The sequence below is a fragment of the Bacillus sp. JZ39 genome (genome assembly GCF_053903145.1).
This window is the reverse complement of the sequence record NZ_CP096389.1, coordinates 138,580-159,950: the sequence shown is the minus strand read 5'-3', so window position 1 is coordinate 159,950 and position 21,371 is coordinate 138,580. Positions and strand designations below refer to the sequence as shown.

The 21,371-nt window shown below is 41.9% G+C and carries 35 protein-coding genes and 1 pseudogene; 2 read left to right on the top strand and 34 right to left on the bottom strand.

Annotated features, from left to right (window positions below):
- The first annotated feature begins 331 nt into the window (after positions 1-331).
- Positions 332-1,096 carry a polysaccharide deacetylase family sporulation protein PdaB gene (gene pdaB / locus M1D65_RS00935; protein WP_070548379.1) on the top strand — a complete coding sequence of 255 codons (765 nt, stop codon included), beginning with the start codon at positions 332-334 and terminating at the stop codon, positions 1,094-1,096.
- On the opposite strand, the gene kbaA is transcribed toward pdaB, so the two are convergent.
- Complete coding sequence (gene kbaA / locus M1D65_RS00930; protein ID WP_004399693.1) at positions 1,097-1,693, bottom strand: KinB-signaling pathway activation protein; 597 nt, start codon at positions 1,691-1,693, stop codon at positions 1,097-1,099.
- A gap of 109 nt (positions 1,694-1,802) precedes the next feature.
- Here kbaA and gerD point away from each other — a divergent pair, with 109 nt between their 5' ends.
- The gene (gene gerD, locus M1D65_RS00925) at positions 1,803-2,360 is read left to right on the top strand and encodes a spore germination lipoprotein GerD (protein WP_003235126.1); all 558 of its coding nucleotides are present in this window, start codon (positions 1,803-1,805) and stop codon (positions 2,358-2,360) included.
- A gap of 35 nt (positions 2,361-2,395) precedes the next feature.
- On the opposite strand, the gene salA is transcribed toward gerD, so the two are convergent.
- From salA to rplP, 33 genes and pseudogenes are all read right to left on the bottom strand, one after another.
- Entirely contained in the window at positions 2,396-3,454 is a 1,059-nt protein-coding gene (gene salA / locus M1D65_RS00920; RefSeq protein WP_003235124.1) for an iron-sulfur carrier protein/transcriptional regulator SalA, read from the bottom strand.
- 95 nt (positions 3,455-3,549) lie between these two features.
- Positions 3,550-4,263 carry an N-acetylmuramoyl-L-alanine amidase CwlD gene (gene cwlD, locus M1D65_RS00915; RefSeq protein ID WP_015252979.1) on the bottom strand — a complete coding sequence of 238 codons (714 nt, stop codon included), beginning with the start codon at positions 4,261-4,263 and terminating at the stop codon, positions 3,550-3,552.
- Between the two features lie 59 nt (positions 4,264-4,322).
- Positions 4,323-4,766, bottom strand: coding sequence for a YbaK family protein (locus M1D65_RS00910; protein ID WP_003235118.1), 444 nt, complete (start codon positions 4,764-4,766; stop codon positions 4,323-4,325).
- Between the two features lie 185 nt (positions 4,767-4,951).
- On the bottom strand, positions 4,952-5,719 hold the full coding sequence (locus M1D65_RS00905; protein WP_072173580.1) for a class I SAM-dependent methyltransferase: 768 nt from the start codon (positions 5,717-5,719) through the stop codon (positions 4,952-4,954).
- A 459-nt stretch (positions 5,720-6,178) separates the two neighbouring features.
- Positions 6,179-6,571 carry a 30S ribosomal protein S9 gene (gene rpsI / locus M1D65_RS00900; protein WP_004399691.1) on the bottom strand — a complete coding sequence of 131 codons (393 nt, stop codon included), beginning with the start codon at positions 6,569-6,571 and terminating at the stop codon, positions 6,179-6,181.
- A gap of 20 nt (positions 6,572-6,591) precedes the next feature.
- A complete protein-coding gene (gene rplM / locus M1D65_RS00895; RefSeq protein ID WP_003241966.1) occupies positions 6,592-7,029 on the bottom strand; it encodes a 50S ribosomal protein L13 in 438 nt (145 codons plus the stop codon).
- Positions 7,030-7,190: 161 nt separating this feature from the next.
- Entirely contained in the window at positions 7,191-7,934 is a 744-nt protein-coding gene (gene truA, locus M1D65_RS00890) for a tRNA pseudouridine(38-40) synthase TruA (RefSeq protein ID WP_004399657.1), read from the bottom strand.
- Between the two features lie 9 nt (positions 7,935-7,943).
- A complete protein-coding gene (locus M1D65_RS00885; RefSeq protein ID WP_004399656.1) occupies positions 7,944-8,741 on the bottom strand; it encodes an energy-coupling factor transporter transmembrane component T family protein in 798 nt (265 codons plus the stop codon).
- Positions 8,738-9,607, bottom strand: a complete 870-nt coding sequence (locus tag M1D65_RS00880; protein ID WP_123374470.1) for an energy-coupling factor ABC transporter ATP-binding protein — start codon at positions 9,605-9,607, stop codon at positions 8,738-8,740. The genes M1D65_RS00885 and M1D65_RS00880 overlap by 4 nt, the downstream gene beginning before the upstream one ends.
- Positions 9,583-10,428, bottom strand: coding sequence for an energy-coupling factor ABC transporter ATP-binding protein (locus M1D65_RS00875; protein ID WP_004399689.1), 846 nt, complete (start codon positions 10,426-10,428; stop codon positions 9,583-9,585). Before M1D65_RS00875 ends, M1D65_RS00880 begins: the two co-directional genes overlap by 25 nt.
- A 127-nt stretch (positions 10,429-10,555) precedes the next feature.
- A complete protein-coding gene (rplQ, locus tag M1D65_RS00870) occupies positions 10,556-10,918 on the bottom strand; it encodes a 50S ribosomal protein L17 (RefSeq protein WP_003225836.1) in 363 nt (120 codons plus the stop codon).
- A 77-nt stretch (positions 10,919-10,995) separates the two neighbouring features.
- Positions 10,996-11,940 (bottom strand): DNA-directed RNA polymerase subunit alpha, encoded by a 945-nt coding sequence (locus tag M1D65_RS00865; protein WP_003225835.1) that lies wholly within the window; start codon positions 11,938-11,940, stop codon positions 10,996-10,998.
- 176 nt (positions 11,941-12,116) lie between these two features.
- Positions 12,117-12,512 (bottom strand): 30S ribosomal protein S11, encoded by a 396-nt coding sequence (gene rpsK / locus M1D65_RS00860; protein WP_009966385.1) that lies wholly within the window; start codon positions 12,510-12,512, stop codon positions 12,117-12,119.
- A 20-nt stretch (positions 12,513-12,532) separates the two neighbouring features.
- On the bottom strand, positions 12,533-12,898 hold the full coding sequence (gene rpsM, locus M1D65_RS00855) for a 30S ribosomal protein S13 (protein ID WP_003235095.1): 366 nt from the start codon (positions 12,896-12,898) through the stop codon (positions 12,533-12,535).
- Positions 12,899-12,920: 22 nt separating this feature from the next.
- Positions 12,921-13,034, bottom strand: a complete 114-nt coding sequence (gene rpmJ / locus M1D65_RS00850) for a 50S ribosomal protein L36 (RefSeq protein ID WP_003156543.1) — start codon at positions 13,032-13,034, stop codon at positions 12,921-12,923.
- A 33-nt stretch (positions 13,035-13,067) separates the two neighbouring features.
- Complete coding sequence (gene infA / locus M1D65_RS00845) at positions 13,068-13,286, bottom strand: translation initiation factor IF-1 (RefSeq protein WP_003156508.1); 219 nt, start codon at positions 13,284-13,286, stop codon at positions 13,068-13,070.
- Positions 13,264-13,532: pseudogene (locus tag M1D65_RS00840) on the bottom strand (ribosome-binding protein ybzG). The gene infA and the pseudogene M1D65_RS00840 overlap by 23 nt, the downstream one beginning before the upstream one ends.
- A gap of 65 nt (positions 13,533-13,597) precedes the next feature.
- A complete protein-coding gene (map, locus tag M1D65_RS00835; protein WP_003225828.1) occupies positions 13,598-14,344 on the bottom strand; it encodes a type I methionyl aminopeptidase in 747 nt (248 codons plus the stop codon).
- A complete protein-coding gene (locus M1D65_RS00830; protein ID WP_003241987.1) occupies positions 14,341-14,994 on the bottom strand; it encodes an adenylate kinase in 654 nt (217 codons plus the stop codon). Before M1D65_RS00830 ends, map begins: the two co-directional genes overlap by 4 nt.
- A gap of 54 nt (positions 14,995-15,048) precedes the next feature.
- Complete coding sequence (gene secY, locus M1D65_RS00825) at positions 15,049-16,344, bottom strand: preprotein translocase subunit SecY (RefSeq protein WP_004399662.1); 1,296 nt, start codon at positions 16,342-16,344, stop codon at positions 15,049-15,051.
- A gap of 1 nt (position 16,345) precedes the next feature.
- The gene (gene rplO / locus M1D65_RS00820; RefSeq protein ID WP_003225819.1) at positions 16,346-16,786 is read right to left on the bottom strand and encodes a 50S ribosomal protein L15; all 441 of its coding nucleotides are present in this window, start codon (positions 16,784-16,786) and stop codon (positions 16,346-16,348) included.
- A 30-nt stretch (positions 16,787-16,816) separates the two neighbouring features.
- Positions 16,817-16,996 carry a 50S ribosomal protein L30 gene (gene rpmD, locus M1D65_RS00815; protein ID WP_003156497.1) on the bottom strand — a complete coding sequence of 60 codons (180 nt, stop codon included), beginning with the start codon at positions 16,994-16,996 and terminating at the stop codon, positions 16,817-16,819.
- A 13-nt stretch (positions 16,997-17,009) separates the two neighbouring features.
- Positions 17,010-17,510 (bottom strand): 30S ribosomal protein S5, encoded by a 501-nt coding sequence (gene rpsE / locus M1D65_RS00810; protein ID WP_003328273.1) that lies wholly within the window; start codon positions 17,508-17,510, stop codon positions 17,010-17,012.
- Between the two features lie 24 nt (positions 17,511-17,534).
- On the bottom strand, positions 17,535-17,897 hold the full coding sequence (rplR, locus tag M1D65_RS00805; protein ID WP_003225816.1) for a 50S ribosomal protein L18: 363 nt from the start codon (positions 17,895-17,897) through the stop codon (positions 17,535-17,537).
- Between the two features lie 32 nt (positions 17,898-17,929).
- Positions 17,930-18,469, bottom strand: a complete 540-nt coding sequence (gene rplF / locus M1D65_RS00800) for a 50S ribosomal protein L6 (RefSeq protein ID WP_004399690.1) — start codon at positions 18,467-18,469, stop codon at positions 17,930-17,932.
- Positions 18,470-18,498: 29 nt separating this feature from the next.
- Positions 18,499-18,897 (bottom strand): 30S ribosomal protein S8, encoded by a 399-nt coding sequence (gene rpsH, locus M1D65_RS00795; protein ID WP_003241998.1) that lies wholly within the window; start codon positions 18,895-18,897, stop codon positions 18,499-18,501.
- Between the two features lie 31 nt (positions 18,898-18,928).
- Entirely contained in the window at positions 18,929-19,114 is a 186-nt protein-coding gene (rpsN, locus tag M1D65_RS00790) for a 30S ribosomal protein S14 (protein WP_003156488.1), read from the bottom strand.
- Between the two features lie 22 nt (positions 19,115-19,136).
- On the bottom strand, positions 19,137-19,676 hold the full coding sequence (rplE, locus tag M1D65_RS00785) for a 50S ribosomal protein L5 (RefSeq protein ID WP_003225809.1): 540 nt from the start codon (positions 19,674-19,676) through the stop codon (positions 19,137-19,139).
- A 26-nt stretch (positions 19,677-19,702) separates the two neighbouring features.
- The gene (rplX, locus tag M1D65_RS00780; protein WP_003156486.1) at positions 19,703-20,014 is read right to left on the bottom strand and encodes a 50S ribosomal protein L24; all 312 of its coding nucleotides are present in this window, start codon (positions 20,012-20,014) and stop codon (positions 19,703-19,705) included.
- Between the two features lie 36 nt (positions 20,015-20,050).
- Complete coding sequence (gene rplN, locus M1D65_RS00775) at positions 20,051-20,419, bottom strand: 50S ribosomal protein L14 (RefSeq protein WP_003225805.1); 369 nt, start codon at positions 20,417-20,419, stop codon at positions 20,051-20,053.
- Positions 20,420-20,459: 40 nt separating this feature from the next.
- Positions 20,460-20,723: a 30S ribosomal protein S17 gene (gene rpsQ / locus M1D65_RS00770; RefSeq protein ID WP_003225804.1), complete on the bottom strand. Its 264-nt coding sequence runs from the start codon at positions 20,721-20,723 to the stop codon at positions 20,460-20,462.
- 22 nt (positions 20,724-20,745) lie between these two features.
- A complete protein-coding gene (gene rpmC / locus M1D65_RS00765; RefSeq protein WP_003156482.1) occupies positions 20,746-20,946 on the bottom strand; it encodes a 50S ribosomal protein L29 in 201 nt (66 codons plus the stop codon).
- On the bottom strand, positions 20,936-21,370 hold the full coding sequence (gene rplP / locus M1D65_RS00760) for a 50S ribosomal protein L16 (RefSeq protein WP_003225801.1): 435 nt from the start codon (positions 21,368-21,370) through the stop codon (positions 20,936-20,938). The genes rpmC and rplP overlap by 11 nt, the downstream gene beginning before the upstream one ends.
- Position 21,371: the final 1 nt, after the last annotated feature.

The window sequence follows — 21,371 nt, the reverse complement described above, 5'->3', positions numbered from 1 at the left end:
GCACATCGCTGTGCGATTTTTAAAAACTGAATTAACAGGTACGTTTTGTCTTGTTTAGTTTTCAAAGATCATTACCGCCGCTTAACGAAGCAGCTTTATTACTATAACATTTAGCTTCTTTTAAGTCAATAATTTTTTTCAAAGTACTTAATGAAGCTTTTAGTTGATGTCAGCTGTTTATCAGCGACGAATAATAATATATCACGGATATTATCAAAAGGTCAACACCTAATTTAGGCTATGTGAAGAGACATTTTATCGGTTATATTCAATTGTCCATGCTCATAAGATGTAAAACAAGAATGATGGACAAGATAAGGAGGCATCATCAGTGAATCACTTCTATGTGTGGCACATTAAACGGGTAAAACAATTAATTATTATACTTATCGCCGCATTTGCAGCTGCCAGCTTTTTTTATATCCAAAGAGCTCTCCCGCTTCCCGTGTTTTCAACTGACACCGGACCTAAAGCCATTTATAAAGGAGAAACAGACTCTAAAGATATTTCACTTACTTTCGATATCAGCTGGGGTGATGAGAGAGCAGAACCGATACTTAATACTCTGAAAGCAAACGGGATTAAAAACGCAACGTTTTTCCTGTCCGCTTCTTGGGCAGAACGCCATCCCGACACAGTGGCCCGTATCGTAAAGGATGGACATCAAATTGGGAGCATGGGCTACGCTTATAAAAACTATGCCAATTTAGAGAGCAGCGAAATAAAAAAGGACATAGACCGTGCTCAAACAGCCTTTGAAAAGTTAGGGGTCAAAGACATACAGCTATTAAGACCCCCTACCGGCCAATTCAATAAGAATGTTCTAAAGGTCGCAAAGCAATACAATTATACAGTCGTTCATTACAGTGTGAACTCGCAAGACTGGACAAATCCTGGAGTTGAAAAAATCATCGACAATGTGACCAAGCAAGTTTCCGGTGGAGACATTATTCTTTTACATGCCTCCGATTCGGCAAAACAAACAGAAGAAGCGTTGCCCGATATCATCCATCAGCTGAAAGAAAAAGGATTAAAAAATGTAACCGTGGGTGATCTCATCGCAAATTCTGATGCCAAATCCGCAGAGGTAAAGTAATTACTTTGCTGCAAACTTCGGCAACATCAGCAATTGGAAGGCATTACATGCCATTAACGGAAAAAGCATTAAATAAAGCCAGTCCTCATCATTTACTCTTAATGCAGGGAACCATTCTAATGCGGTAATCACAACCATCAAAAACAACGATGACACAAATGTTTTCTTAGAGGACTGCTTTTGCTTTATATAAGCTGTAATCACTCCAAAGATCAATAAAAACACCGGTAACCACGCATACCCAGCCAGCGATTCTCCGCTCTCTCCAAAAAATAAAAAACGCACGTACATTAAATCAAAAGCAACAAACAGGATGAAAAACAACTGCAGCAAATTCCACAAAGAGGAGGACCTTAATATCTCAAGCGCAAACCGATGGACTGTTAAAAACACGAAAAAACCCATTTGGCTGATCACACTGAAAATCATGCCTACACCGATAAACCAAAATAAAACAGAGAAAATCTGTCCCGCTTCAAATGTCAGAAACAGCCCTCTATATTCTCCCCATTTTAAAGCAAAACCCACAATACTCGTGATAAGCGCCCCGACAGCTAAAATAGAAAAGAAAAAACGAACTAAACCACGGCTTTTCATTTCTTTATTCATCCCCTCAAAAATCGCGAACAGCGATATTTTGTTATGTATAATTCCAAACAGATGAATCATATTAAAGGTAAGACAAGTATGTGAAAGGAGCTTAAGCATGTCAAAAGCCAAAACGCTATTGATGAGCTGTTTTTTGTTATTATCTGTAACAGCTTGCGCTCCAAAAGACCAAGCAGCGGATATGGACTATGATCAGACCAAAAAAATGGTTGTTGATATATTAAAAACTGATGATGGAAAGAAAGCTATTAAGGAATTATTAAATGATGATGCCATGAATGAAGCGCTGGTGATTGACCAAGATGCAATTAAAGGAACAATAGAAAAAACACTCACATCTAAAAAAGGTGAAGAATTTTGGAAAAACATCTTTGAAGACACTGATTTTGCTGAGGGCTTTGCCAAAACTCTTCAGACAGAGCATGAAAAAGTGATTAAAAAGCTGATGAAGGATCCAGATTACCAGAAGATGCTGATGAGCGTTATGCAGGATCCCGGCATGGATAAAAAGTACAGCCAGCTGGCAAAAAGCCAAGAATTCCGCAGTTATTTAGAAGAGGTTATTAACGAAACACTTTCTAGTCCACTTTACAAAAAACAGTTCGAAGATGAACTGAAAAAAGCAGCAAAAGACACGGCCAAAGAAAGTGAATAAAGGGAAAGCCGGGATCTGGAATCCCGGTTCACCTTTTATACCTGCACTGACATTTTTGCATCTATTTTTTTTGCGATGTCCTGATATATTTCTCCGATTGGATGATTTTCGTCATAAACAGACGGAGCAAATTGGTCCTTATCCCAATCGGGCTGTTTCAATGGGATTCTGCCGAGTAAAGGCACGTTTAGTTCCTCAGCCAGTTTATCTCCTCCGCCTTTTCCAAACACATATTCTCTTTCCCCTGTCTTTGCACTTTCATAATAAGCCATGTTCTCTATGACACCCACGACCTCATGATCGGTTTTAATCGCCATAGAGCCCGCTCTGGCCGCGACAAAAGCAGCTGTCGGATGTGGCGTAGATACGATAATTTCTTTGCAGCTCGGAAGCATTGTATGTACATCGAGAGCAACGTCCCCTGTACCAGGCGGAAGATCAAGAACAATATAGTCTACTTCTCCCCACTCTACTTCATGGAAAAAGTTATTCAGCATTTTGCCGAGCATCGGCCCTCTCCATACGACCGGGGCATTTTCTTCTACGAAAAAGCCCATTGACATGACCTTTACTCCAAAGCGTTCAACAGGAAGAAGTTTCTCTCCTTCAATTGTTGGACGCACAGTGATACCCATCATGTCCGGCACACTGAACCCATAAATATCCGCATCAATTAAACCAACCTTTTTCCCTAGACGAGCCAGAGATATAGCTAGGTTTACTGACACAGTTGACTTGCCTACGCCGCCTTTTCCACTTGCTACAGCAAGAAAGACTGGCGGGTTATCCATATTTAATAATGTTTTTTTCTCAGCTGACGGCGCCCGGAATTTAGCAACCGTTTCTTCAGGCAGCTCTTCAAATCGAAGGCCGACTGTCTCAGCTCCTGCCCCTTTTAATACGTTTACGATCTCTTGCTGAATCTGCATTTGTTCTGCAGTTCCTGTTTTTGCAAGAGCGACTTTTACACTGATATGCCGTTTTTCAGGCTTTATTTTAATTTCCTTAACGGCATCCAATTCTCCCAGAGGTCTTTGAAGAAAAGGTTCGCGCATTTCTCCGACTAGTTTTCTTACTTCATCTTCTCTTATCATCGAACCTCACCCTTTTGTGTATTCGTTTACAATTATTATTATATCATACATAAATGGCGGGTGTCTTATGCTTAGAACCACAAGAAAACCCTCCATTACTCCGGAGGGTCTCCTTTTTCTGTGAAATATCGCAAAATGCCTTTATATATGGAAGATGCCACCTTGTCTTGATATTTCGGTTTACCGAGCAGCGTTGCTTCGTTTGGATTGGATAAAAATCCGACTTCTATAAGCGCCCCCGGTTTGGTGACGTTTTGCATTAAGTAGATACCATGAATCCGCTTTGCTTTCCGGGTTGTGTTTTCCAGATTTCTTCTCAGCTCATCTTGGATGTATTTTGCGACTTTCTCATTTTCCGCATATTTCCCGTAATAAAAGCTTTGGGCTCCGCTCCATTTTTGTGACGGAATCGCATTAAGATGAATGCTGATATAGAGCTCCGCCTCTGAATGGTTTATTAATTTGACTCGTTGTCTTAGATCCTCAGCTTTTCGTCGACTATAGCCTTTTGTTCCTTCTGGAGCGAGATCAGTATCACTTTCTCTGGTCATGATAACAAGCGCTCCTTGTTCTTGAAGATAATCCCTGACTCTAAAGGCCACTTCCAGGGTAACATCCTTCTCTAACAGCTTTCCGCCGACTGCTCCGCCGTCAGGCCCGCCATGACCTGGATCTAGATAAATGATTTTACCGCTCAAGGGCAGGCTCCACGGCTTCCAAGAGTCGTTATTGCTGAACTGATATTTGAACAGAAATAGTAATACGATGAAGCCTAGCAAAAAACTGAGCCATTTAAGCTTTTTCCTCATCCCTTCCCCTCCCGCTTGTCCGTTATTACATAACTATGGGACAGGGCCGGGAAATATGATTATCGCATGCGAAGCTTACACTGTTTTTCTCTTTGAACAAACCCCGCTGTCCACCAATCTTTAATGAACTTGCGTGCCGCTTCATAAACAGTGTTTTTATCAAATGTTGCGTATTGCTCGTGTATCCAATTATAGAGATAATCAAAAAACTCCATACGCAGCTCTTCTTCTTCTCTTGCAGAGCGGGCACTGATACTCTGCATGGATTCTCCGTAATAGCCGAATATCCCAAAACGCCCGCCTAACAAATAAGCTTCAATCGCAAAATCAATACAGCCTTCAGTAATAATATCTCGTTCATCATGTAAAAATGGAAATAATGGTTCCAAACAATCCTTAACAGACTGGATAATTTGTCTCAGAGAGAGTTCTTTGAGCAAGTTCTTTTCTAATTCAAAATCCTTTTGGCGTTTCACATCCATAAAAGACAGTACTTCTGCCATATAAATTCACTCTCCTTTTATCGATTATTTTGAGGTTTGGATAATGAAACAATGCCCGAATTCGGTTGGAAATTCGCCCAAATGAAGGTGTAAAATCGATAAAAAATCAACTTTCTGCAGGGTCAGGAACAAACGTTCTGTAATTAGTTATGAAAAAAGCAGCCCCTCTAACAGGTCGCTGCTTTTCATACTTTCACGCTTCTTGTTGCAGAATATGTATGGATATATTGGTCTAATACAAACCCGCCTTTATCTTCATAAAAACCAGTAACGATAAAACCGGCATCAATTTGGCCTTTGATTTGGTCTTCTAAGGAATGGCCGAATTCCAGAGCCTCATTATTTTCGATCAGTTTTTTCACTCTATGTTTCGGAAGATCTTCTGGGTCAGCATATGGAATGGAGTGTTTTACTTTTAAAACACCTTGCTGTTCTAATTCTGTATCAAACAGAAATACAACAGGATTGACAAAACCCGAGATTAGAACACCGTTCCTTTTCAACACACGGTGCGCTTCCTTCCATACCGGGAGGACATTCTCAACAAAAACATTGGCAACAGGATGTACAATGACATCAAATGATTCATCATTAAATACACTTAAATCGTCCATGCTTCCTTTGACAGTGTGTATCGTGAGACCATCTCGCTCAGCAACCATTCTATCCTGATTCAGCTGTTTTTCTGAGTTATCTAATACGGTGACATCCGCGCCTGCGGCTGCCAAAACTGGACCTTGCTGGCCGCCGCCTGATGCTAAACAGAGTACTTTCAGACCTTTGACCGGCGGAAACCAATCCTTCGGTACATCTTTCATTGGCGTTACCCTTATATCCCAATTGCCTTTTTTTGCTTGTTCGATAACCTGCTGCTCAGCAGCAACAGTCCATTCATTGCCTGTTTCTACTTTTTTATCCCAGGCTTTGCTATTATGAGCTACTAACGCATTCATGAATCTTCTCCTTACTTTAATGTATAGAGTATAACAAATATTTCTAGATTGATATCGCTTTCCCTTTGTATATTTAGAAAAAAGTTCATAAAAACGCAAAAAAATCACAAAGGAGATATGTGATTTATATCATCAGATTTACTTTTACTTCGTTACATAAGCCATTAGCAATGAGAGCTATTGTTTCTCCGGGTTAATCAGCAGTGAACTTTAACGGATGAGATACAGTGGTTAAATGGAACTGGGCTGGCGACATAACGATAATAAACATTGACCGAACTTCCAATTGAATAAAAATGAAAGCTATCATGATTTTTACAGTGAGACCGTTTATAAACAAACAATTTGTTTAACCCCGTCAAGCGTCCATTCAGTGTTATTTTTATGCGGAGCTGGCCACGTTATATTAAAAGAAAAAAGCTCCCAACCCAAGGTCGAGAGCTTTTTGAAAACGTAAAATTAACGTTTTGAGAACTGAGGTGCACGACGAGCGCCTTTAAGACCGTATTTTTTACGTTCTTTCATACGAGCGTCACGAGTCAGAAGACCTGCACGTTTAAGCGTTGTACGGTATTCTGGATCTGCTTCAAGCAAAGCACGAGCGATACCGTGACGGATTGCTCCAGCTTGACCAGATAAGCCGCCTCCATGTACGTTTACTAAAACATCATAAGTGCCAGCTGTTTCAGTCAAAGTTAATGGTTGTTTGATATCTTCGATTAAAGCTGCAGATGGGATATGTTCGCTGATTTCACGATTATTAACGACGATACGGCCTTCTCCTGGAACTAAACGCACACGCGCTACAGAGCTTTTACGACGGCCAGTACCGTAATATTGAACCTGTGCCAAATTGGTAACCTCCTTTTTAATTAACCGCGAAGTTCGTAAACTTCAGGTTTTTGTGCTTCGTGTGGATGCTCAGAACCACGGTATACGTTCAATTTTTTGAACATTTGACGACCTAGAGAACCTTTTGGAAGCATGCCTTTGATAGCAAGCTCAAGCATTTTCTCAGGGTAGTTTGTACGCATTTCAAGAGCAGTTCTTGATTTTAATCCGCCTGGATGTTGAGTGTGACGGTAGTAGATTTTGTCAGTTAACTTTTTACCAGTTAACTCGATTTTTTCAGCGTTGATGATGATCACATGATCTCCAGTATCAACGTGTGGTGTGTAAGTTGGTTTGTGTTTTCCGCGAAGGATAGCTGCAACTTCTGAAGAAAGACGACCTAAAGTCTTGCCAGCAGCATCAACAACTAACCACTTGCGTTCAATAGTACTTGCGTTAGCCATAGGTGTTGTACGCATTGAATTTCCCTCCTAAATGATCTGTCATTTTCAATAAACTTCGATTACGTTCTATTTCACAACACAATAAGTTCCGGGGCTTATCGTGGGGTTGAAATACATACCATATGATATCTTATAACTTTATGCAGACTCTGTCAAGAAAATATTATACACCTGGTTTAGTTGTCATAGTAAACGTTCCATAAATATAGCCCGTGCCCCGGCGCTGTGCGCCCTGCCGCTTCGCGATCCTTCGCTTCCAGCATGGATTTCACCTCATCGGGAGAAATTTTTCCAATACCTGCATCAAGCAAAGTACCCGCAATAATTCTGACCATATTATATAAGAAACCGCTGCCTGTGATCCGCATTTGCAGGCCGTCAGCCGTCTCAGTCCAATCAAGTTCGTATATCGTTCTTACCTTGTCCTGCACTTCTGTTTTAGCCGCGCAAAAGCTCGTAAAATCATGTGTCCCTATAAGATGCTTTGCCGCTTCTCTCATGTCCTGCACATTAAGGCGATATGAAAAATGGTAAGCGTAATGCCGTTTAAATACGTCCGGGTGTTTCTCCGTGTATACAAAGTAGCGATATTCTTTTTTGACTGCGCTAAATCGTGCATGGAACCCATCATCCGCAATTTCTGCCTGTTTGACTGCGATATCGTCCGGAAGCAGTGCATTTAAGGCATATGGCCATCTCTCAGCCGGGATAGACAGTGGAGTGTCAAAATGAATCACCTGTCCGGCTGCGTGAACCCCGCTGTCTGTTCTTCCAGACGAAACGACCGGAATTCTGTCTTTTGACTTATGCAGGACAGCCAAAGCCTTCTCCAGTTCATCCTGAACCGTTCTTTTGCCCGGCTGAACCTGATAACCGTTAAACAAATGTCCGTCATAAGAAATCGTGCATTTCAGTCTCATACAGCACCTCTAAGCCCTTAAGAAAAATAACAAAGCAGCTAATACAATTAAGCTGACAATGACAGAAGTGTCTTTTCCTGTCCATACAAGCTTTCTATATTTCGTACGTCCTTCTCCGCCTTGATAGCCTCTTGCTTCCATTGCCACCGCAAGCTCTTCGGCGCGTTTAAATGCGCTGACGAAGAGCGGGACAAGAAGCGGGACAATAGCCTTCACTCTTTCTTTGACAGGCCCGCTTGTAAAATCAACGCCTCGCGCCATCTGAGCCTTCATGATCTTATCTGTCTCCTCCATCAGTGTCGGAATAAACCGTAAAGAAATTGACATCATAAGAGCCAGCTCATGAACAGGAAGCTTTAATTTTTTCAATGGGTTCAGCAGCTGCTCCATTCCATCGGTAATCTCAATCGGTGTAGTCGTAAGCGTTAATAAAGTTGTGATTAAAATCAAATAGACGAATCTAAGAGAAATGAATATCCCCTGAACCAGACCGCCCTCATAGACTTTGAAAAAACCTATTTGAAAGATAATCGGTCCTTCATGTGTCATAAGGATATGAAGAAGGAACGTAAAAAGGACAATCCAGATGATTGGCTTCAGCCCTTTCATTAAAAAAGAGAAAGGAACTCTTGTTAAAGAAACGACGCCAATTGTAAATAAACCAAGCAACGCATATGTCTGAACATTATTGGCTAAGAATACAATGCAGACAAATAAAAAGATCGTGATCAGTTTTGTTCTGGGGTCAAGCCGGTGCACAAGTGAAGTCCCCGGTACATACTTGCCGATAATCATGCTGTCCATCATAAAGTCTTCTCCCCCTGAAAAAGAGCACGGATTTCAGCAGCGGCATCTTCGATTGTGAGCATAGGCTCATTAAATCTCACACCCAGTACAGCTTCAAGGTGTCTTTGGAATTTTATTGTTTCAGGAAGATCCAGCCCCCAGCCGGCCATCTCTTCACCCTTTAAAAACAGATCACGCGGACTGCCTGATGCTTGTATCGTTCCTTTATGCATAACAATTATTTCATCAGCGTATGCAGCTGCATCCTCCATGCTGTGTGTCACAAGGATCGTCGTCAGGTTCCCACGCTGATGAAGCTCATAAAACATATCCATAATCTCTTTTCGCCCTCTTGGGTCCAAACCTGCAGTCGGTTCATCCAGAACAAGCACTTCAGGATCCATTGCAAGTACGCCGGCAATTGCAACTCTGCGCATTTGTCCCCCGCTTAATTCAAAGGGTGACCTGTCCAAAAGCTCTTCTGATAAACCTACAAGCTGCAGCATCTCTCTCGCTTTTTGTTCAGCATCTTCTTTTTTAACACCAAAGTTCATCGGTCCGAATGAAATATCTTTAAGAACTGTTTCTTCAAATAATTGATGCTCAGGAAATTGGAAAACGATTCCGACTTTTTTACGAAGTTTTTTCAGATCTTTATTCTTTTTCCCTGCCTGAATGACAGTGCTGCCTAGTGATATCTGTCCCTTCGTCGGCTTCAGGAGACCATTTAGGTGCTGAAGAAGAGTGGACTTGCCAGAGCCTGTATGTCCGATAACGGCTACGTAGCTTCCTTCTTTAATCGATGCATTGATATCATACAGTGCTAGGCGCTCAAACGGCGTCTTCATCTGATAACGATGCTCTACATCTTTGATTGTAATGTCCACAGCTCTTTCACCAGCCCTTCCTGAGTCAAATGGTTTTCTTCCAAAGCCAGTCCATTTTCTCTTAAAAGCTGGCTAAGCTGGAATGAGAAGGGTAAATCAAGCCCGATTCGAACAAGTTCTTTATTCAATTTAAAAATCTCTTCAGGCGGCCCTTCAGCATATTTTTTACCGCCATTCATGACAATGATCCTGTCTGCTTTTGCTGCCTCATTCAGATCATGTGTAATGGATATGACAGTCGCCATGCCCTGCTCTTTTAAATGTCTTACCGTTTCAAGCACTTCTTCTCGCCCGATCGGATCAAGCATGGATGTTGCTTCATCTAAGATAATAATATCAGGACGTGCGGCAATAACCCCCGCAATCGCAACTCTCTGCTTTTGGCCTCCGGAGAGATGGTGCGGCTCTTGATCGAGAAAATCTTGCATATTCACCTGTTTTACTGCCCAGTCTACTCTCTCAATCATTTCTTCCCGCGGTACACCATTGTTTTCTAAACCAAAAGCCACATCATCGCGAACAGTCGTTCCGACAAATTGGTTATCCGGATTTTGAAAGACCATACCTATCTTCTTACGCACTTCCCAAACAGATTCCTCTGTCAATTGAATCCCGGCAACCTCAATGTCGCCTGATTCAGGAAGAATTAAACCATTCAATGCCCGGGCCAGTGTTGATTTCCCTGAACCGTTATGACCTACGATTGCAAGCCATTCACCCTCATACACCTGCAGGGAGACGCCGTCTAGTGCTCGTCTTTCTGCGTCCTTCCGATATCGAAATACGATATCCTCTACCGATATCAACTGATTTTGATTCATGGAAAACCGGCCTCCTCTCAGCTAATGCTCTGCTTTTCTCTCTATTAAAAGTTGCAGTATCTAAAAAAAGGGCATAGATCCAGTTAGAAACTGTCCCGCCCTTCTTTAGATACACAAAAATATGTGATTAAACCAATTCGATAATTGCCATTGGTGCTCCGTCACCACGGCGAGGACCAAGCTTCATAATACGTGTGTATCCGCCTTGGCGCTCCTCGTAACGAGTTGCAATGTCAGAGAATAATTTTTGAAGTGCATCTTGGTTATTTTCTTCGTTTGCAACCTCGTTGCGGATGTATGCAGCAGCTTGACGGCGAGCGTGAAGATCACCGCGTTTGCCAAGCGTGATCATTTTTTCAACTACAGAGCGAAGTTCTTTCGCACGTGTTTCAGTTGTTTCGATTCTTTCGTTGATGATCAAATCAGTTGTAAGATCACGAAGCATAGCTTTACGCTGTGCACTCGTACGTCCTAGTTTTCTGTATGACATGTGATGTCCCCTCCTTTATTGGAATGCTGTTTCTGAATAATAAACACACGAAAATCCTAGTTCACATGGGAAACTAGTCAATCGTCTTTGCGAAGTCCGAGTCCAAGTTCTTCTAGTTTCGCTTTCACTTCTTCAAGTGATTTGCGTCCTAGATTTCGAACTTTCATCATATCTTCTTCCGTCTTGTTCGCAAGCTCTTGAACCGTGTTAATACCCGCACGCTTTAAGCAGTTGTAAGAACGAACAGAAAGATCCAATTCTTCAATTGTCATTTCAAGAACTTTCTCTTTTTGATCTTCTTCTTTTTCAACCATGATTTCAGCATGTTGAGCTTCGTCAGTTAAACCAACGAATATATTAAGGTGTTCAGTTAAAATCTTTGAACCAAGCGCAATTGCTTCTTTCGGTCCAGTGCTTCCATCAGTCCAAACATCAAGTGTAAGTTTATCATAGTTTGCAACTTGGCCTACACGAGTGTTCTCTACCTGATAAGATACACGAGAAACTGGCGTATAGATAGAATCGATCGGAATCACGCCGATTGGCTGATCGTCTCTCTTGTTTGCGTCAGCAGGCGTATACCCACGTCCTCTTTGAGCAGTAAGGCGAACTCGGAAACTCGCATTCTCACCAAGAGTCGCGATATGAAGATCAGGATTTAAGATCTCTACATCACTATCGTGTGTAATATCAGCTGCCGTTACAGTTCCTTCACCCTGTACATCAATTTCTAGCGTCTTCTCTTCATCAGAGTAGATTTTCAATGCAAGCTTTTTAATGTGTAAGATAATCGTTGTAACATCTTCCACAACGCCTTCAATTGTCGAGAATTCGTGCAGTACACCATCTATCTGGATTGATGTTACAGCGGCACCAGGGAGTGAGGATAAGAGGATACGACGTAAGGAGTTACCCAGAGTTGTACCATATCCACGCTCAAGTGGCTCTACGACAAACTTACCAAATTTGGCATCGTCGCTGATTTCAACCGTTTCGATTTTTGGTTTTTCAATCTCGATCATTACTTAAAACCCTCCTTCAAAACGTCGAAACCTCGAATAGAATCATATGAGATTCCATCCGAAATTCCCCATTGTTTAGTCCCGTATGTGCTCAGGCAACGAGTCGGTGCATTCGTTTCATAAATAACTGTATCATAACCCATTATTGACAGGGACACAAAATCTATACAAACAAATTACACGCGGCGACGTTTTGGTGGACGGCATCCGTTATGAGGAACAGGAGTTACGTCTCTGATAGCAGTGACTTCTAGTCCAGCAGCTTGAAGTGCACGGATTGCAGCTTCACGGCCTGAACCAGGTCCTTTAACAGTAACCTCTAGAGTTTTAAGACCATGTTCGATTGAACCTTTAGCAGCTGTTTCTGCAGCCATTTGCGCAGCAAAAGGAGTAGATTTACGAGAACCTCTGAATCCTAAAGCTCCGGCACTAGACCAAGAAATAGCATTACCATGAGTGTCAGTGATCGTAACGATCGTGTTATTGAAAGTTGAACGAATATGAGCAATTCCAGACTCAATATTCTTTTTCACGCGACGTTTACGCGTGTTAGATTTACGAGCAGCAGCCATTGTTTAAGAACCTCCCTTACTTATTTTTTCTTGTTAGCTACAGTACGACGCGGACCTTTACGAGTACGCGCATTGTTTTTAGAGTTTTGTCCGCGAACAGGTAATCCTCTGCGATGACGGATTCCGCGGTAGCTTCCGATTTCGATCAGACGTTTGATATTAAGAGAAACTTCACGGCGAAGGTCACCTTCTACTTTCAGTTTGTCAATAATATCACGGATTTTACCAAGTTCTTCTTCAGTAAGATCGCGCACACGAGTATCTTCTGAAACTCCAGCTTCTTTTAAAACTTGCTGAGCCGTTGTGCGGCCAATTCCGAAGATGTATGTTAAAGAAATAACAACACGTTTGTCACGTGGGATATCTACACCAGCAATACGAGCCATTCTCTGGGCACCTCCTTATAAATTATCCTTGTTTTTGTTTATGCTTTGGATTTTCACAGATCACCATTACTTTTCCTTTTCTGCGAATAACTTTACATTTTTCGCAGATTGGTTTAACTGATGGTCTCACTTTCATGTGTTTCCAACCTCCTTCAGTTTCCGGAGTGCTTTATTTGTAACGGTACGTAATCCTGCCACGAGTTAAGTCATATGGAGATAATTCTACCGTAACTTTGTCTCCAGGTAAAATGCGAATGAAGTGCATGCGGATTTTACCAGATACATGAGCCAAAACAGTGTGGCCATTTTCAAGTTCAACTTTGAACATCGCGTTTGGCAGTGTTTCGACTATAGTACCTTCCACTTCAATTACATCGTCTTTCGCCATTCAAGTGTTCTCCCTTCTTCAAATCAGTAACTTGCTTTCTGACAAATTTCAAAAGAAGTTTGTCACACGCCCTGTTTCGTTTATACTGTTCTGAACTTCCGGAGATACGCAATCATAAAGGGTTAAATGATTGATATTCTTTTTCTTAGGAGAATGAAATGTACGCTTTTCTCCGTCTGCTGTTAGTACATTGATGATGGTTAAAATTCCAACGACAAGCAGCAAGATGAATTCGGTCTTGCCAATGTTCACCCAAGCTTTCTGCCCTATCAAGCTTGAAAAACATCTGTCTTCGGAATTATTTTCATCATCTAGACTCTCGTCAGTATATCAAAACCCGTTTCCGTAATCGCAATCGTATGTTCAAAATGAGCACACTTTTTCCCATCTACCGTTACAACCGTCCAGTTATCAGCCAATGTTTTCACGTAGCGGCTGCCAGCGTTCACCATAGGTTCAATAGCGAGAACCATGCCAGGTTTAAGCCGTGGTCCTTTGTTGGGCGGACCGTAATGAGGAATTTGCGGGTCCTCATGCAAGTCTTGACCAACACCATGTCCGACATACTCCCTAACAACTGAAAACTGCTCATTTTCGACATACGTTTGTATTGCGTGGGAAATATTCGACAAACGTTCACCTGGTTTTGCTTCCTGCAAGCCTTTATATAAAGACTCCTCTGTCACTTCCAGAAGTTTTTTGTCATCATCGCTGATGTTTCCTACCGGATATGTCCATGCAGAGTCACCATGATAACCATTTAATTTAGCACCGATATCAATACTGATGATGTCACCGTCCTTCAGCACCCTGCTGCCAGGTATGCCGTGAACGAGTTCTTCATTAACTGATACGCAAATGCTCCCGCGAAACCCATTATACCCCTTAAAAGATGGGATTGCACCCTGCTTCTTAATAAAACGTTCGGCAATTTGATCCAATTCTTTTGTCGAGATTCCTGGTTTAATGTGCTTTTTTAACTCTTCATGAGTTAAAGCCACGATTCGCCCTGCTTCCCGCATGATACCAAGTTCACGTGGGGTTTTACAGATAATCATTTTTTTAATCCTCCAAGAAGATCCTTCACATCTGCATAAACGTCTTGAATGTCCTGCTGGCCATTCACGTTTGCAAGATAACCTTTCTCTGAATAGAAATCGAGTAAAGGCTGAGTTTGCTTCATGTTTACCTCAAGCCGTTTAGAGACTGTTTCCTCATTATCATCTGCCCGTTGATAGAGTTCGCCTCCGTCTTTATCACAAATACCCGGCGTTTTCGGCGGATTAAAGACTAAATGATAGGTTGTGCCGCAAACACTGCAAATTCTGCGTCCAGTCAGACGTTCCATAAGAGCGTCTTTGTCGACTTCAATGTTAATGACATAATCAATCGGCTTGCCGTATTCCTCAAGAATTTCTTCAAGAGCTTCGGCTTGAGCGACTGTTCGCGGAAATCCGTCCAGAAGAAAACCTCTTTCACAATCATCTTTGCCAAGTCTCTCTTTTACAATTCCGATTGTGACTTCATCAGGTACGAGCTCTCCCTTATCAATATAAGATTTTGCTTCGAGTCCGAGTGGTGTTTCTTCTTTCATAGCAGCACGGAACATATCTCCTGTTGAGATATGAGGAATCCCATAATCCTCAACAATTCGTTCGCCCTGTGTGCCTTTACCGGCACCAGGAAGCCCCATTAAGACTAAGTTCATTCGGATTTCCCCCGTCCTCTCTTTATTAAGAGGGAATGGATAAATCCATTTCCTCTAGTTTTTCATAAATCCACGGTAGTTTCGTTTCACCAACTGGCTTTCTAGTTGTTTCATTGTCTCCAAGGCTACCCCGACAACAATTAACAAAGACGTTCCGCCAATTTGTGCACTTTGAGGCAATCCAGCGAATTGAATGAAAAAGATAGGAAGAATGGAAATCACGGCTAAGAATATAGAACCCACAAACGTAAGTCGATACAAAATGCTCGTAATTCTATCTTGAGTCATTTTCCCTGGACGAACCCCCGGGATATAGCCACCCTGTTTTTTAAGGTTATCAGCCATTTGTTCAGGGTTTACCTGTACAAAAGCATAAAAGTACGTAAAGGCAATAATCAACGCAACATATATCGCCATACCCACCGGATGCGTATTATCAAAGTTGTTTTGAATCCACTTTGTCACATCGTTTGTTCCAAAGAATGACGCGATCGTCCGCGGCGTTATCAAAAACGCAACCGCAAAGATTACCGGAATAACCCCTGCAGGATTCACTTTCAATGGAAGGTGTGTAGACTGACCTCCGCCAGCAGGTGAACGACCTGTGCCTTTAGCATATTGAATCGCAATTTTCCGTACGGCTTGCTGAATGAAAATAACTCCAACAATAACTGCTAAAATCGCAATCACAAGAAGTGCGACTTTCACAATATGAATAAACAACTGATCGTTGCTGCCGACAAATTGAGTCTCATATATTTGCCCAATTGTTTTTGGAATACTAGACACAATCCCCGCGAAGATAATGATCGATATTCCGTTGCCTACTCCATGAGAAGTAATTTGTTCCCCAAGCCACATTAAAAAGGCAGTTCCGCCAGTGAGCACTAAAGCAATGATAAGATATGTCGATACACCGGATTTTTCGATCAGCATACCGTTTGCCAGATTGTTAAATCCATATGACATACCTAATGCTTGGATGAAACCAAGCACAATCGTAAAGTACCTTGTGAACTGAGCTAATTTACGGCGGCCAACTTCACCTTGCTTAGACCACTCGGTAAACTTCGGTACAACATCCATCTGAAGCAGCTGAATGATGATCGAAGCCGTGATATAAGGAGTAATTCCCATTGCGAAAATGGAAAATTGGTAAAGCGCACCGCCGCCAAATGTATTAAGGAGATCAAAAACACCCATTTGAGACTGCGCCTGTAACGCTTCAGCGTTAACGTAAGGCACAGGAATAAACGCACCTATGCGAAAGACGATAAGCATGAGTAAAGTGAATATGATTTTATTCCTGATATCACTCACACGCATAAAGTTGGAGATTGTTTTAAACAAGTTAGATCACCTCAGCTGTACCGCCAGCAGCTTCAACAGCTTCTTTCGCAGAAGCAGAGAATTTATTGGCTTTTACAGTTAATTTTTTCTCTAATTTACCGTTGCCAAGAATCTTTACTCCTGCATTAAGTTTGCTAATAACACCAGTCTCTAGAAGAAGTTCAGGAGTGACTTCCGTTCCTTCTGCAAAACCGTTCAATTTGTCTAGGTTGACTACAGCGTATTCCTTGCGGTTGATGTTAGTGAAACCGCGTTTAGGAAGACGTTGGAATAAAGGCATTTGTCCCCCCTCGAATCCAGGGCGTACACCGCCGCCAGAACGAGCGTTTTGACCTTTGTGACCTTTACCAGCTGTTTTACCGTTGCCAGAACCAATACCACGACCTACGCGATTACGCGTTTTGCGTGAACCTTCTGAAGGTTTTAATTCATGAAGTTTCATTAGGACACCTCCTTATCCGATCAAATATTTTTATTGTTCTTTAACAGAAACTAAATGAGATACTTTATTAATCATACCACGGATCGCAGCGTTGTCTTCATGCACAACAGTTTGGTTTGTTTTCTTTAAACCAAGTGTTCTTACAGTAACGCGTTGGTCTTCCGGGCGACCGATTACACTTCGTTTGAGGGTAATTTCTAATTTAGCCATTAATGTTCCCTCCTTATCCTAACAGTTCTTCTACAGATTTTCCACGAAGCTTCGCAACGTCTTCAGCACGTTTAAGTTCACTTAAACCTTGAAGTGTTGCACGAATCATGTTGATCGGTGTGTTAGAACCTAAAGACTTAGAAAGGATATCAGCTACACCAGCTAGCTCAAGTACCGCACGTACAGGGCCTCCAGCGATAACTCCAGTACCTTCAGAAGCAGGTTTTAACAAGATGTTACCTGCACCGAAACGTCCGATGATTTCGTGTGGAATTGTAGTTCCAACCATTGGTACTTCAATCAAATTCTTTTTCGCATCTTCAACAGCTTTGCGGATCGCTTCTGGTACTTCTTGTGCTTTACCAGTACCGAATCCTACGTGTCCGTTTTTGTCACCGACAACGACTAGAGCTGCGAAGCGGAAACGACGACCACCTTTAACAACTTTCGCTACGCGGTTAACCGTAACTAAGCGTTCTTCTAACTCTAATTTGCTTGGGTCAATACGACGCATAATCATGTGTCCCTCCTTCTTTTATTAAAATTTAAGTCCAGCTTCACGAGCGGCATCAGCCAAAGCTTTTACACGTCCATGGTATAAGTATCCGCCACGGTCAAATACTACGTCAGAAATGCCTTTTTCAGCAGCGCGTTTTGCAACTAATTCTCCAACTTTAGTAGCAGCAGAAGTATCTCCAGTGCTTTCAACGTTCAAGTCTTTATCGAGAGTAGATGCACTAGCAAGTGTTACACCATTTACATCATCGATGATTTGAGCGTAAATGTGCTTGTTAGAACGGAAAACGTTCAGGCGCGGTCTTTCAGCAGTACCGGAAAGTTTAGCGCGAACACGAGCGTGTCTTTTAAGACGAGCAGCATTTTTGCTAGTTTTCGTAATCATCTAGGTCACTCCTTTCTTCACTTTAAGCGATCTTACTTAGCAGATTTACCTTCTTTACGGCGAACAACTTCACCTTCGTAGCGGATTCCTTTACCTTTGTAAGGCTCTGGAGAACGTACAGCGCGGATGTTAGCAGCAATAGCTCCTACACGTTCTTTGTCTGTACCTTTTACAACTACTTTTGTTTGAGAAGGAACTTCGATTTCGATGCCTTCTTCAGGAACGATCTCAACAGGATGAGAGTATCCAACGTTTAAAACAAGTTTATTTCCGGATTTAGAAGCACGGTAACCGACACCGACTAATTCCAAACCTCTTTCAAATCCTTTAGATACACCTTCAACCATGTTGCCAAGCAGACTGCGAGTCGTACCATGCAGGGCACGGTGCTCTTTTTGATCAGAAGGACGAGCGACTGTAAGCACATTGTCCTCTACTTTAATCTCCATATCAGGGTGAAACGTACGAGTTAATTCTCCTTTTGGTCCTTTCACAGCTACAGTGTTGTTATCATTTAACGTTACTGTAACATCAGAAGGAATCTCAAGTAGCTTCTTACCTACACGAGACATACCAAACACCTCCATTCATGTTAAACTTCTTACCAAACGTATGCTAGAACTTCTCCACCAGCTTGTTTTGCACGGGCTTCTTTGTCCGTTAAAACACCTTGTGATGTAGAAATAATCGCGATTCCAAGACCGTTAAGTACGCGAGGTACTTCATTAGATTTAGCATAAACACGCAAACCAGGCTTGCTGATTCTTTTAAGACCAGTGATAACGCGCTCGTTGTTTTGTCCGTATTTCAAGAAAACGCGGATGATACCTTGTTTGCTGTCTTCTACGAACTCAACGTCACGAATGAAACCTTCACGCTTTAAAATTTCAGCAATTTCTCTTTTCAATTTAGAAGCAGGAATTTCAAGCTTCTCATGACGTACCATGTTTGCATTGCGAATACGAGTTAGCATATCTGCAATTGGATCTGTCATAACCATTATATAATTACCTCCTTCCCTTTCTTGGGGATTACCAGCTGGCTTTTTTCACGCCAGGAATTTGTCCTTTATATGCAAGCTCACGGAAACAAATACGGCAAAGTTTAAATTTACGAATGACTGAATGCGGACGTCCGCAGCGTTCACAGCGTGTGTACTCTTGTACTTTAAACTTTGGTGTACGTTGTTGTTTCGCAATCATAGACTTTTTAGCCACGATTTCGCCTCCCTTTCATTGATTATTTCTGGAACGGCATACCTACTTGAGTTAATAGCTCACGAGCTTCTTCGTCAGTATTAGCAGTTGTTACGATAACGATGTCCATTCCGCGAACCTTTGTTACTTTATCGTAGTCAATTTCAGGGAAGATTAACTGTTCTTTGATACCAAGTGTGTAGTTACCGCGACCGTCGAAAGATTTTTTAGAAACCCCGCGGAAGTCACGTACACGTGGTAAAGATACAGAAATAAGTTTATCAAGGAAATCATACATGCGCTCTCCGCGAAGAGTTACTTTCGCACCGATAGGCATTCCCTCACGAAGACGGAATCCAGCAATTGATTTCTTCGCACGAGTAACGACAGGTTTTTGACCTGCGATAAACGTTAATTCTTCAACAGCACTGTCGATTGCTTTGGCGTTTTGAACAGCGTCACCAACACCCATGTTGATTACGATTTTTTCGATTTTAGGCACTTGCATGACTGAATCATAGTTGAACTTAGTCATTAAAGCAGGTGCAATTTCTTTATTGTACTTTTCTTTAAGGCGGTTCATGAGATAGACCTCCCTTCCTTTTAATACTATTTATCTAGAACTTGCCCAGATTTTTTTGCTACACGAACTTTTTTGCCATCTTCCACTTTGTATCCTACGCGAGTCACTTCACCTGTTTTAGGATCGAGCGGCATAACGTTTGATACATGAATTGGCGCCTCTTGATTAGAAATACCGCCTTGAGGGTTAGCTTGAGTTGGTTTAGAGTGTTTCTTTACCATGTTAACACCTTCAACTAAAACGCGGTCCTTTTTAGGGAAAGCAGCAAGGATTGTTCCTTGTTTGCCTTTATCTTTACCAGAGATAACCATAACTTTATCGCCTTTTTTTACATGCATCCTGATCGCACCTCCTTGAGTAAGGCATTTATTTCATTAGATAACTTCTGGAGCTAGAGAAACAATTTTCATAAAGTTGTTTTCACGCAATTCACGAGCAACTGGTCCGAAGATACGAGTTCCGCGTGGGCTCTTGTCGTCACGGATGATAACACAGGCATTCTCATCGAAGCTGATGTATGAACCGTCACTTCTGCGCGCTCCGCTTTTAGTGCGAACGATAACAGCTTTTACGACTTCACCTTTTTTGACAACGCCTCCTGGTGTTGCTTGTTTAACCGTGCAAACAATTACATCACCAATGTTAGCTGTTTTACGTCCAGAACCACCAAGAACTTTAATAGTAAGTACTTCACGTGCGCCAGAGTTGTCAGCTACTTTTAAACGAGTCTCTTGTTGAATCATTATTTGTTACCTCCCTTCGGAAAAAGAATTCCGAACTTTATTAGATAATAACAGCTTCTTCGACAACTTCAACTAGACGGAAACGCTTAGTTGCAGACAATGGACGAGTTTCCATGATCTTAACGATGTCACCGATTTTAGCTTGATTATTTTCATCATGTGCTTTGAATTTTTTTGAGTATTTTACGCGTTTACCGTAAAGTGTATGTTTTTTGTATGTCTCAACAACAACAGTAATGGTTTTATCCATTTTGTCAGAAACAACACGGCCTTGGTAAACTTTGCGTTGGTTACGTTCGCTCATGCTCACGACCTCCCCTCAGTGATTATTTATTAGCAGCAATTTCTCTTTCACGAATCACAGTTTTCATGCGCGCGATAGCTTTGCGCACTTCACGAATGCGAGCAGTATTTTCAAGTTGTCCTGTCGCTAATTGAAAGCGAAGATTGAAAAGTTCTTCTTTAAGAGACTTTACTTTTTGTTCAATTTCAGCAGTGGTAAGGTCACGAATTTCATTAGCTTTCATTTGATTCACCACCAATTTCTTCACGTTTTACGAACTTCGTTTTAATTGGCAATTTGTGAGATGCAAGGCGAAGCGCTTCACGAGCAACCTCTTCAGACACACCAGAAATTTCAAATAAAACTTTGCCCGGTTTTACAACAGCTACCCAACCTTCTGGAGCCCCTTTACCGGATCCCATACGTACCTCAAGTGGTTTAGCAGTGTAAGGTTTAGAAGGGAAAATTTTGATCCAAACTTTACCGCCACGTTTCATGTAACGAGTCATCGCAATACGTGCAGCTTCGATTTGACGGTTAGTAATCCAAGAAGCTTCTAGAGCTTGGATACCGAATTCTCCGAAATGTACTTCAGTACCGCCTTTCGCACGGCCACGCATTTTTCCGCGATGCTCTCTGCGATATTTAACGCGTTTTGGTAATAACATA